This window comes from Nitratireductor sp. B36 (assembly GCF_020833685.1).
GTDB lineage: Bacteria > Pseudomonadota > Alphaproteobacteria > Rhizobiales > Rhizobiaceae > Nitratireductor.
In genome coordinates this window covers 745059-756640 of the sequence record NZ_JACKZY010000003.1, presented here as the reverse complement: position 1 = coordinate 756640, position 11582 = coordinate 745059, and the positions used below count along the sequence as shown (strand labels likewise).

At 57.8% G+C, this 11582-nt stretch carries 11 protein-coding genes, 1 tRNA gene and 1 pseudogene; 8 read left to right on the top strand and 5 right to left on the bottom strand.

The window, feature by feature from the left end:
- Positions 1 to 6: 6 nt before the first annotated feature.
- Entirely contained in the window at positions 7 to 924 is a 918-nt protein-coding gene (locus H7H48_RS15380; protein ID WP_229449909.1) for a LysR family transcriptional regulator, read from the bottom strand.
- A gap of 108 nt (positions 925 to 1032) precedes the next feature.
- On the opposite strand from H7H48_RS15380, the gene ilvD reads away from it, so the two are divergent.
- From ilvD to H7H48_RS15360, 4 genes are all read left to right on the top strand, one after another.
- Complete coding sequence (ilvD, locus tag H7H48_RS15375; RefSeq protein WP_229449908.1) at positions 1033 to 2706, top strand: dihydroxy-acid dehydratase; 1674 nt, start codon at positions 1033 to 1035, stop codon at positions 2704 to 2706.
- Between the two features lie 72 nt (positions 2707 to 2778).
- Positions 2779 to 3777, top strand: a complete 999-nt coding sequence (locus tag H7H48_RS15370) for a TRAP transporter substrate-binding protein (protein WP_229449907.1) — start codon at positions 2779 to 2781, stop codon at positions 3775 to 3777.
- A 184-nt stretch (positions 3778 to 3961) separates the two neighbouring features.
- Positions 3962 to 4507: a TRAP transporter small permease gene (locus H7H48_RS15365; protein ID WP_229449906.1), complete on the top strand. Its 546-nt coding sequence runs from the start codon at positions 3962 to 3964 to the stop codon at positions 4505 to 4507.
- A 5-nt stretch (positions 4508 to 4512) separates the two neighbouring features.
- Positions 4513 to 5796 (top strand): TRAP transporter large permease, encoded by a 1284-nt coding sequence (locus tag H7H48_RS15360; RefSeq protein ID WP_229449905.1) that lies wholly within the window; start codon positions 4513 to 4515, stop codon positions 5794 to 5796.
- A gap of 17 nt (positions 5797 to 5813) precedes the next feature.
- Here H7H48_RS15360 and H7H48_RS15355 read toward each other — a convergent pair whose 3' ends face one another.
- Positions 5814 to 6692 (bottom strand): SMP-30/gluconolactonase/LRE family protein, encoded by an 879-nt coding sequence (locus H7H48_RS15355; RefSeq protein WP_370633394.1) that lies wholly within the window; start codon positions 6690 to 6692, stop codon positions 5814 to 5816.
- A gap of 215 nt (positions 6693 to 6907) precedes the next feature.
- Between H7H48_RS15355 and H7H48_RS15350 the strand changes: the two genes are divergently transcribed.
- Positions 6908 to 7681: a helix-turn-helix domain-containing protein gene (locus tag H7H48_RS15350; protein ID WP_370633392.1), complete on the top strand. Its 774-nt coding sequence runs from the start codon at positions 6908 to 6910 to the stop codon at positions 7679 to 7681.
- Positions 7682 to 7723: 42 nt separating this feature from the next.
- On the opposite strand, the gene H7H48_RS20180 is transcribed toward H7H48_RS15350, so the two are convergent.
- Together H7H48_RS20180 and H7H48_RS20175 are read right to left on the bottom strand one after the other, a co-directional pair.
- The gene (locus H7H48_RS20180) at positions 7724 to 8188 is read right to left on the bottom strand and encodes a hypothetical protein (protein WP_229450105.1); all 465 of its coding nucleotides are present in this window, start codon (positions 8186 to 8188) and stop codon (positions 7724 to 7726) included.
- A 138-nt stretch (positions 8189 to 8326) separates the two neighbouring features.
- A pseudogene (locus H7H48_RS20175) lies at positions 8327 to 8521 on the bottom strand (helix-turn-helix domain-containing protein); the annotation flags it as partial.
- 237 nt (positions 8522 to 8758) lie between these two features.
- Between H7H48_RS20175 and H7H48_RS15335 the strand changes: the two are divergent.
- A complete protein-coding gene (locus H7H48_RS15335) occupies positions 8759 to 9454 on the top strand; it encodes an MOSC domain-containing protein (protein ID WP_229450095.1) in 696 nt (231 codons plus the stop codon).
- Between the two features lie 75 nt (positions 9455 to 9529).
- On the opposite strand, the gene H7H48_RS15330 is transcribed toward H7H48_RS15335, so the two are convergent.
- Positions 9530 to 9605 (bottom strand) — tRNA-Thr (locus H7H48_RS15330).
- A 643-nt stretch (positions 9606 to 10248) separates the two neighbouring features.
- Between H7H48_RS15330 and H7H48_RS15325 the strand changes: the two genes are divergently transcribed.
- A complete protein-coding gene (locus H7H48_RS15325; RefSeq protein WP_229449903.1) occupies positions 10249 to 10737 on the top strand; it encodes a (2Fe-2S)-binding protein in 489 nt (162 codons plus the stop codon).
- Positions 10738 to 10752: 15 nt separating this feature from the next.
- Positions 10753 to 11553, top strand: a complete 801-nt coding sequence (locus H7H48_RS15320) for a xanthine dehydrogenase family protein subunit M (RefSeq protein WP_229449902.1) — start codon at positions 10753 to 10755, stop codon at positions 11551 to 11553.
- Positions 11554 to 11582 lie beyond the last annotated feature (29 nt).

Here is an 11582-nt window from a genome sequence, read left to right as displayed (position 1 = left end):
TCTTTTTCAAGCTCCGTGCTCCGGAAACATTTCGACAATGATATCAGCCAGGTGATGCAGCGCCGCACTCGCGTTGGCACTGCGCCAGGCAAAACCGATCTCGATCTCGGGCTGCTTTTCTGCCACCCTGAAATAGGCCACACCCGGCCGGACCAGCCGACGCATTGTGCTCGGCACGAAAGCAATACCAAGCCCAGCCGATACGAGATTAATGATCGTCTGCATCTGCACGGCCTGTTGCCCCGCAACCGGCACTGCGTCGCGCTCAGCGAAGTAACGCGTCACCAGATCATGAAGCGCAGGTGCGCTTTGTCGCGGGAACAGAATAACCGGCAGATCGCACAAAGCGTTGAAATCGAGCTTCCCTCCCTGCGGCACCACACGTCCGGAGATCACCCATTCCTCCGGCACCGCAACCACCAGCTTCTCCCTTTCAATCGCACGATAGCGCAGAGGCGAGTGCAACGCTCCGCGCGGCGGAGTGATGATGATGCCGGCATCCAGTTTCCCCTCAAGCAGTTCGGCAATCTGGACATCGCTGGTGGCTTCGTGCAGCACCAGTTCCACTTCCGGAAACCGCTCTTTGAAGCGGCGCACAAGTGCAGGCAGGAAGCTGTAGCTGACGAAGCTGATGAAAGAGAGGCGTATCGTACCCACTTCACCGCGCGAAAGCCGCTGTGCCACCTGCGGCAATGCATTCGCTTCCTCAAGCACGCGCCGGGCGTGAGGCAACCACTCCTGTCCCACCGGTGTCAGCATCACGCTTCGCCGTGTCCGCTCAAACAGCGTCAGCCCCAGATCGGCTTCCAATGCCTGTATGCTCTGGCTGAGCGGAGGTTGTGTCATGCCAAGACGTTCAGCCGCGCGGCCAAAATGAAGCTCCTCGGCAACGGCAACGAAATGCCGGATCTGGCGAATATCCATACAATCTCATTCGAAAAACAAATCAATAAGATACGATATATATATTTCTCATATCTTTCAAACTCTCCTAGCCTTTCGCGCACATTGAGTATGCGCCGGGAAAGAGCCATGACAGCCAACGACCGATCGAAGACCATCACGCAGGGCATCGAACGCTCGCCCAACCGCGCCATGTACTATGCGCTCGGCTATCGGGAGGAAGATTTTTCTCGTCCGATGATCGGCATCGCCAATGGCCACTCCACCATCACGCCTTGCAATGCGGGCCTCCAGCCCTTGGCCGATGCTGCCGTCGAGGCTGTCCGCGAAGCTGGCGGTAACCCGCAGACCTTCGGCGTGCCCACCATTTCCGACGGCATGTCTATGGGGACCGAAGGCATGAAGTACTCTCTGGTCTCCCGCGAGGTCATCGCTGACTGCGTGGAAACCACTGTGCAGGGCCAATGGATGGATGGTGTTCTCGTCATCGGCGGCTGCGACAAGAACAAGCCCGGCGGCATGATCGGTATTGCCCGGGCCAACGTTCCCGCGATCTACGTCTATGGCGGCACAATTCTCCCCGGTCGGCTGAATGGCAAAGATCTCAATCTCGTCTCTGCCTTCGAGGCCGTCGGAGCATTCAAAGCCGGCAGGATCACCCGCGAAGAGTTCGATGCCATTGAACGCAACGCCATCCCCGGCACTGGGGCCTGTGGCGGTATGTACACCGCCAACACGATGAGCGCATCCTTCGAGGCTCTGGGCATGTCCTTGTTGGGGTCCTCAACGATGGCCAATGTCCACGAAGAGAAGCGCCAATCCGCCGCCCGTTCGGCCCATGTCCTGCTTGATGCAGTGCGGGCGGGCCGCAGACCCCGCGACATCATCACCCGCCAGAGCGTCGAAAATGCCATCGCCCTCGTCATGGCAACGGGCGGGTCCACCAATGCCGTGCTGCATTATCTTGCCATCTGCCGTGCCGCCGAAATCGAATGGTCACTCGACGATTTTGAGCGGGTGCGCCGCAAAATACCGGTCTTGTGTGATCTGAAGCCATCAGGCCAATACATGGCAGTCGATCTCCATCGCGCCGGTGGTGTCCCGCAGGTGCTCAAGATTCTGCTTGAAGCCGGCCTTCTGAATGGAGATTGCCTCACGATCACCGGGCGCACCCTCGCACAGGAGCTTGCCGGAATTCCTGACAGGCCTTCCGAAGCACAGAACGTCATTCGCCCCATCGAGAAGCCGCTTTATGCGCAAGGCCATCTAGCCATTTTGAGAGGCAACCTTGCCGAAGACGGCGCGGTCGCCAAGATCACTGGCCTTAAATCCACCAGCATCACTGGTCCTGCCCGCGTCTTTGAAGATGAGCAATCGGCCCTTGATGCAATTCTATCGGACAGGATCCGCCCCGGCGACGTGATGGTTCTGCGCTATCTTGGCCCAAAAGGCGGACCCGGCATGCCCGAGATGCTTGCCCCCAGTTCTGCTTTGATAGGACGCGGTCTGGGCGAAACGGTAGGCCTCATCACAGATGGTCGCTTTTCCGGCGGGTCCTGGGGTTTTCTGGTCGGTCATGTAACTCCTGAAGCTTTTGAAGGCGGCACCATCGCACTCGTCGAGGAGGGAGACAGGATCACCATCGATGCAGACCGGCACCTCCTTCATCTGGACGTGAGTGAGGAAGAGCTTGCACGGCGGCGCGCCGGCTGGTGTCAGCCCAAGCCGCGCTACCACACCGGCGTTCTGGCCAAATTCGCCAAACTTGCTGGTCCTGCCAGCCACGGTGCATTGACTGAATAGCCGCGATAGGCCACAGCCTTTCAGCGAATGGGAGACCTGAATCGCAACGAAATTTTACAACGGGAGAGAGAGATGAAATTTTCCGCAAGATATACGGCGCCGTTAGCGGCAATTGTAACCGCGCTTGGCATCGTCGCCGGCACATCCGCCGCTCAGGCCCAGCAGGAAATCAAGATCGGTTACGCGCTCGCACCCACCTCGCATTATGGTGTCGCAGCCGAGAAATGGCAGGAAGTCGTCGAGGCAAAGACCGATGGCCGCTATTCCTTCCGTCATTTTCCGTCCTCCGGTCTGGGTGGTGAACGCGAAGTAATCGAGGGCCTTCAGATCGGCACGATCGAGGCCACCATCGTGTCTTCCGGAACGCTCAGCAATTTCGTGCCCGAAACCGGTGTGTTCGACATCCCGTTCCTGTTCCGCGACCTCACCCATGCACGCAAGGTGCTGGACGGCGAAATTGGTCAGAACATCCTCGCGAAGTTCGACGACGTCGGCCTCGTGGCCCTCGCCTGGGGTGAACAGGGGTTCCGCCATATCACCAACAATCGCAACACGATCGGCAAGCCCGAGGATGTCGCCGGGCTCAAATTGCGCACGATGGAAAACCCGATCCACATCACCGCGTTTGAGACGCTGGGCGCGGCGCCGACACCGATGGCATGGCCGGAGGTCATCTCGTCACTTCAGCAGGGCACGATCGACGGCCAGGAAAATCCCCTTTCCGTCATCACCTCCGCTAAGCTTTCCGAAGTGCAGAAATATCTGACGCTCTCCGGCCACGTCTATTCGCCGGCGATGCTGCTTGTTTCCCGCCAGCTTTGGGACGGTATGAACGATGAAGACAAGAAAGCTTTCGAGGAAGGCGCAACCGAGGCCGTCAAAGCCATGCGCGCCTATGTCGACAATGTTGAGTCCTCGGGCGTGAAGCAGCTCAGGGAAGAGGGCATGGAAGTCGGCGAACTGACCGCCGAGCAGAAAGCCGCCTTCCAGCAGGCCGTTCAGCCGGCCTACGAAAAATACTATGAACAGTACGACAAGGCGCTGATCGACCAGATCATCGCGACCGAATAACACTCCCAGAGTTTGGAACTCCGGGCGACGGTCCGCGCGACTGCCGCCCGGAGTTTTTGCTTTATGCCGCATTTTTCGCCTTAGGCTGGTTTCCACGCTTCATCATGTTGGTCTAAACAGGATGGGTTCTGCATGCTGTGGTGCTGCGGGGACAGCCGCAGGACGCGCAGGTCGGGGAGGATCGGTGAAAACTTTTGAGCGATATTTCATAGCCCTCAACAAATGGGCTCTGGTGCTGTTGCTGGGCGCCATGGCGGTCATCGTTTTCGCAAACGTGACGCTGCGCTATCTCACAAATTTCTCCATCACCTGGTCAGAGGAAGTCGCCCGGTACCTGATGATCTGGATGACCTTCCTCGGTGCCGGCCTCGCGCTGCGCACGGGTGGTCACGTGGCCGTGAGCAACTTCCAGGAGATGCTCGGGACAAAAGGCCAACGCGCCGTGCGCATTCTCATCCTGTGCCTTCTTCTTGCTTTCTTCGCCATCATGATCTGGATGGGAATGAATTACATGGATCGCGCCCGTTTTCAGCTCACGCCGGCGACGCGCGTATCTTTCAGCTATATCTACGCTGCCATGCCGATAGGCTTTGGCCTTCTTATCGTGCATCTGCTTTTGATCGCCCGTCCCTTCGTGATGGAGAACCGGTTCGCTGAAATCGAAACCGATACGCCGTCGGCCGCCCTACTTGAGAGCGGGGACACTCATATCGTGGCCAACCGGGACTAGACGCCGTGGCATTGATCCTCTTCGCTTCTTTTTTCGCCCTGCTTATCATCGGCATGCCGGTGGCCTTCTCGCTGGCGCTTGCTGTGTGGGCGGCGATCAGCCTCGGCAGCACCTATCCGCAGATCGTCATCGTCAAGGAGATGTTTTCCGGCCTCGATAGTTTTCCGCTGATGGCCGTGCCGTTTTTCATCCTCGCAGCGGAACTGATGTCGAGCGGCGCTATGACCCAGATCCTGCTGCGCTTCGCTTCGCAGTTTGTCGGCCATTTCCGAGGCGGGCTGGGTTATGCAAATGTCGTCTCCTCCACCATGTTTGCGGGCATTTCGGGCTCTGCCCTTGCGGATGCCGCCGGCCCCGGTGCCATGATGATCCGCATGATGGAAAAGGATGGCTACGACAAATCCTATGCGAGCGCGCTGACCGCATCCGCGTCGGTTGTCGGCCCCATCATACCGCCATCCATCATCATGATCCTCTACGCCATGCAGGATGAGAACGTGTCCGTCATCGCCCTGTTCATGGCTGGCATCATTCCCGGGATACTGATTTCGCTCTCGATGGCCGCAACCAATTGGTATGTCTGCCGCAAACGGGGATTCCGAAGCAGCGCCCCGCGCCCCACCCTGCGCGAGATGATGCGGACAAGTGTTCAAGCCCTACCGGCCATCTTTCTTATTGTCCTTATCATCGGTGGTATCCGCAGTGGATTGTTCACACCCACAGAGGCCTCTGTGGTGGCCGTGTTCTATGCGCTTTTGTGCGGCATGTTCATCTATCGTTCGTTGAGAGTGCGCGACCTTCCCGACATTCTCTTTCGATCTGCATTGGTCACGGTCGCGATCCTGTTGATCCTCGCTGCCGCACGCGCATTTGCTTGGATCATCATTATCGAAGGCATTCCTCAGGCCATTGCTTCGACAATTGTCGCTTGGGAACTGAGTCCAGTCCTCTTTCTTCTGGCGGTAAACGTGCTCCTGCTCGCCTTTGGGCTGTTCATGGATCCCCTGCCCGGTGTCATGATCCTTGTTCCGATCCTTGGCCCTATCGCCTATTCGCTGGGCATAGATCCCATACACTTCGCCATCGTGGTCATCGTCAACCTGACGCTCGGGCTCCTCACTCCACCGGTCGGCGCGCTGCTTTTCGTGGTGTCATCGGCCGTGAAAATTCGTGTCAGTGAAATGATCCGGGAAATGCCGCCGTTTCTGGTGGTTCATCTTGTCGTGCTTCTCGCCCTGACCTTCATCCCGGCGCTATCCACCTGGCTCCCGCATCTCAGTGGATACTGAAACACGGAGAAACCATATCAGCCGATAAGAACGTCGGGTTCGAGTTTGCCCATCGGCTTGCCCAGATCACCCAGGAATACGCTGCCGGCAGAAGCGCCATCCGCACTGTCCGGGTCTACGTCGATGGAAGCGGATGTAACCAGAAGCTTGTCAGCCTTGGGTCCAACGAACGCCGGACAGGTGATGAGTGCTGCCGGCAGATCGACCTTGCGAAGCAGCACACCCTGTGCCGAATAGATCTCCACGCCATGACCACCCCACCGGGCAACCCAGAGATTGCCCTCGGCATCGACCACCGCGCCATCCGGCTCGCCGTCACTGGATGGTTTTGCAAAGGGAAACGGCTCGCCCGCTGGAAATCCCGTCTCAGGGTCGAGCGGCACCTGCATGATCTGAAGTGTCGGTGTGTCCGTAAAGTACCCCACTCGGCCATCAGGCGAGAAGCAGATCGCATTGGTGACCGTAATATCGGAATAGAGCCGCCGCACCTCGCCCTTCCGATACCAGTATATCGAACCGGCACCCTTTTCCGCATTCTTTCCCATCGTCCCGATCCAGAAGGCTCCGCTGGGATGAACACGGGAATCATTGGACCTGGTTCGCGGGTTGTCTTCCTCCAATGAACGGTGGAGCGTCAGGCTTCCATCCTCGACGTTCCGCAGATAAAGACCGCTTTCGGTGACGAGCAATTGTCGCGCGTCATCAACGCGGGCAACCGCAGACGAAAGCTCTGGAAGATTATGTGAGCGCGTCACCCCGTCAGCGAAACGGTGCTCGAACAGAACCTTGCCCAGAATATCGAACCACCACGCCGTATCGCTGTGCCGATCGTAAGTCGGCCCTTCGCCAAGCACACAGCGTTCCGCCTCCAGGCGCATCCAATCTGTTCCGGCCACGGTTTCCCTCCCGATTGATCCATCAAGGATTGCCTTACCCTTCTTTCACAAATCCATTCAAGGAGCCGACAGAAAGGAAAATATCTGATCGTTCGATCACAATCCTGCGATCTATGGGCATTTCAGGCCCCCGAAAGATGCCAGCGTATTGATATGGCGGTCCCGATCGGCCTAAAAATCGTGTTGGGGGCCTTTCTATCAAGGCAAATCACACGGTGAAGAGACAGACAGACGAAGGTAGTAGCAGCACAGTCGCTTTAAAAAACGGACTTGGATTGGTTCGGTTGCTTTCGGATGAAGGCCCGATGACGACCAATGAACTGGCCCGGCGTTTATCGTTGAGACACGACACCGCCGCCAGGCTCTTAAAGACGCTGGAAATTCACGGCTTCGTAGAACAATCCAGATTTGCAGAACGCTTTCAGCCTGGCCGCACCGCCAGCGCTCTTTCCGAAAAATTCCTGAGAGAAACCCCGGTCAGCGAGATCGCACGTTCGGTCCTGCAGGCCCTTGCTGACAGGCACAATGCCACGTGCATCCTGGCCGTGGATGATGCAGGTGAAGCGCTTTCTCTTGTTGTTTGCAACGGCCTAAATCGCGTGAGCTCGCCTTGTTGCCATGTCGGCTCAGCCTACCCGCTCACAAAAACAGCGGCAGGTCATGCTCTGCTTTTCACCACTCGGGGCGAAGCAGAAGATGTCGAACAGATTGAGGAACCAACCACCACCGACACCGAGGCTCTTCGGGAGAGCTTTTGTTTTTTTCGGGCATCCGGCTGTTTCAGATTGATGCTTGAGGAAGAAAACGTCCTCCTTATGGCCGCCCCCTTGCATCTCAACAACGCGGTTCTGGCACTGGAGATCGTCTTGCCAGCGAGCGCTCGCTCCGAAAGGGATTCAGCCGGTCCGATGAAGGACCTGCTTGCAGCGGTCGAGCTGATCCAGCGCAAATGCGCGGCAATGGGCGTTCGATACCTGGAAGACTCCTGATACAAGCCCCGCCGGGAATGTGGCGTTTCTTGCGGATACGATTCAGGCGCTCGCGCGCCCGGATGTTAAGGCTGCCGAAAGCCTCACAAGCTCCTGGCCGAGCTCCTTTAACATTGGAAGCGGCATTTGCCCCCGGGGAGCACCACAGCCGAGCGACATGACAGCAGGCTGGTCGGAAGGCTTGAGCGGCACCGCCACGCCGTGGATATCAGGATGCCATCCTCCCAGTGAAAGCGTAAACCCGCTACCGGCGATCTCGGCCAACCCCTGTTCGACCTGAGGCTCAAGCATATGCCAGTCTTTGCCGTGATGCCGTGCAAGATCGCTCAAAAAGGAGTGGCGCTGCTCCGGCTCCAGACCAGCAAGCAATGCATGCCCCACCGGCGTTCCGGCAATCGACACTCTGGAGCCCGCCTCCAGCCGCAAGGTCACAAGGGTCGCTGTGCTGTGGCAAACCTCCAGATGCAGGGCTTCGATCCCGTCCAGAACCGCAAGTGCTGTATGCACACGAAATCTGTCTGCGACATCTTGGAGATGAGGGCGTATGAATTCGATGATTTGCGTCTCGCTCCGAGCGCCATAACCAAGCCGAACAACACCGGGTGCAAGGCGGAAACGCCGACGACTGCTGCTGTAGTGTAGCAACCCCATCCCTGTCAGCGATTTCGTCAGTCGGGCGACAGTTGCCGCGGGAAGCTCAGTGCGCCCGGCGATATCCGAATTGCTGAGCCATACAGGTGCATCGGCGAACACAGAGAGCAAACGCAATCCGCGCGATAAGGCAGGCGAAACCGAGGGTTCCCTTCGGTCCCCTCGCTGCAACAATTTTGTGGTCGCCATACCTTCCCCCTCAGGTCAACGGCCATGAACGAGCCCTGAGCCTATCAAAAACTCTGCTTCTCCGGCAACGCCCGCCAGGCACGGGCAGGTTTCGCAGCCTCCCCGATTTTTCCACAGGCGCGGATCACCACGACCCGCCAACTGGCCCTGCCGCACGCTGCGGGCGCGAGCTATGCTGGACGGGAATTCAACACACACACACACACACACACACAACGGAGCCCGTTCGTGTCCGAAATCGACAAGACACCGGTGCAGGCCATACTGACAGGCAAGATTGCCCCGCTGGGTGACCGAAACGTTCCCACCGGGATCGACAAGCGCGTCGTCCAAGGTCCATTATGGTTGAGCACGACGGGCTTCGTCGGCGACCATCAGGGCGACACCAAGGTCCATGGCGGCCCGGACAAGGCCGTTCACCATTATCCGCGCGACCATTACGCTAGCTGGTGTCAAGAGATCGGCAACCATCCCCTCCTCGCATCTGCCGGCGCCTTCGGCGAGAACCTGTCCACCTACGGGCTGACAGAGGAGACCGTGGCTCTTGGCGATGTTTTCCGGCTCGGAAACGCGGTGGTGGAAGTCTCTCAGGGCCGCCAGCCCTGCTGGAAACTGAACAGCCGCTTTGGTGTCAACACCATGGCCCACCAGGTTCAGAAGACCGGCCGAACCGGCTGGTATTATCGGGTTCTGGAGGAAGGCGAGGTTTCATCGGGAGATATTCTCGAGCGCATTGAGCGACCCTTGCAGGACTGGCCGCTCAAACGCCTTTGGCAGATCCTTTACGTAAAAACCCTGGATCGTGATGAACTCGAACAGATGGCAGCGCTCGAAAAACTTCCGGACGGATGGCGGCGCTATGCCCAACGCCGCCTCGCGTCGGGCAAGGTCGAAGACTGGGATCGTCGCCTGAAGGGTGATAAGCCGGTTTGAAGGATGAGAACCCGAGTCCCGCGTTCAGACGGGCAATCACGAATTGTCCGGAGAGTTGTGTGGGAGACCTGTAAATGGTGCCGCTTGTCAGACTCGAACTGACGACCTCCGCATTACGAATGCGATGCTCTACCAACTGAGCTAAAGCGGCCCTTTTCTCGCACCCCGCCAAACCCGGTTTCGAAAGGTCCGCGAAGCACTTCACCGTGCACATACCCGCCCCGGCAGGCTTTCGCAACCAAATTGTCGAGCGAGTCTGCCAATCAAACCGGAAGACCGGTCCTCAAACCCAATGGGCCCGGCGAGCGGCCAGCCTGATAGCCTCATTCGCTTACCAGATCAAGCGCCCGAGTTGAATTTTCGCGCTTTCCATCAAACGCTACAACACGCGCAACCGGATAACACTTTAAGCATAAATCGAAAATTATTGAATATTTTTACAAGTTCATACAAATTTATTGAAGGAGGATGCGATGCATAAATCAGCGATAATTCTTTCGATGCTCATCTCCATCGGCGCTCAGGAAGTCAGAGCTTCGGACATGATCTTCCATTGCCGCGCGTTTGGTGCGATTCTTGAAATACAAAGCAGTTCCCCATGGCGAGCGTACACAGAGGCTTACAGTTTCCTCATCCAAAAAGGCTTTCCGCGCCACCCTCAAACCCTTCGGGCCATTAGCTGCCGGCTTCACCGTGCTTGAATTGCTGCAGGGCATGGACAGGACAGCTGCATAGGTTAAGTTGATAACCAACCAGCGTATCAGCCACCGAAAATTCCAGTAGGCAGGTATTCCATGACAGACGTGACGATGACGGTGAACGGAAAAACGGTTTCGGGCACCGTCGAAGGCAGAACCCTGCTCGTGCAGTTTCTGCGCGACAATCTTGGACTGACCGGAACGCATGTGGGATGTGAGACGTCGCAGTGCGGAGCTTGCACGGTTCATATGGACGGTCAGTCGGTCAAGTCTTGCTCCATGCTCGCTGTGCAGGCCGAGGGCGCATCGATCACCACCATTGAAGGTTTGGCCAAGGGCGAGGACCTTCACCCCGTTCAGGCCGCTTTCAAGGAACACCATGGTCTCCAATGTGGTTTCTGTACGCCGGGCATGATCATGGCCGCGACAGACATGATACGGAGGCACCCTGAGGGGCTCGACGAAAAGACGGTGCGTGAAGAGCTCGAAGGCAATATTTGCCGCTGCACCGGCTATCACAACATCGTCAAGGCAATCATGGCTGCTTCCGAGGCGATGTGCAGCACCGCCAACAAAGCTGCATGACCCGGAGACCAGACAATGTATGACGTCAATTATCACCGCGCTGGGTCGATAAACGAAGCCCTGAGCCTGCTCGAAACCGCCGAGGACGGTAAGTTCTTAGCAGGCGGACAGACCCTGATCCCCGCCATGAAAACACGTCTGGCCGCACCATCCGACCTCGTGGATTTGCGTCACGTGGCCGAACTGAAATCAATCTCCATTACCGATAGAGAAATCACTATCGGTGCGGGCGTCACGCATGCGGAGGTCGCTGCGAGCAGCGAGATCCGAAGCACATGCCCCGCTTTGTCTTATCTCGCCTCCTTCATTGGCGACCCTCAGGTTCGTCATATGGGGACGATCGGCGGCTCACTTGCAAACAATGACCCCGCCGCCGACTATCCCGCAGCAATGCTCGCCCTGGCCGCAACCATCATCACCAGCCAGCGCGAAATCGCAGCAGAAGATTTCTTCACTGGCCTGTTCGAAACGGCTTTGGATGACAATGAGTTGATCACCGCCATTCGCTTTGAAGCTCCGGAGAAAGCCGGCTACGGCAAGTTCCCCAATCCCGCTTCGCGCTATGCGATGACCGGCGTTTTCATTGCACGGAAGAGGGAAACCGTCCGTGCCGCTGTTACTGGCGCCGGTGATGACGGCGTGTTCCGCTGCTCCGAACTGGAAGACGCCCTGAGCACCGATTTTAGCGCAAGCGCGTTGGATAGCCTCACTGTGCCGGCGGAAAATTTGATGACCGATATCCACGCAAGCGCGGACTATCGTGCCAGCCTCATCGTCGCCATGGCAAAGCGTGCTGTCACGATGGCAAACGGTTGACTGCGGAAGCTGCTCCTTCCAGGCATCTG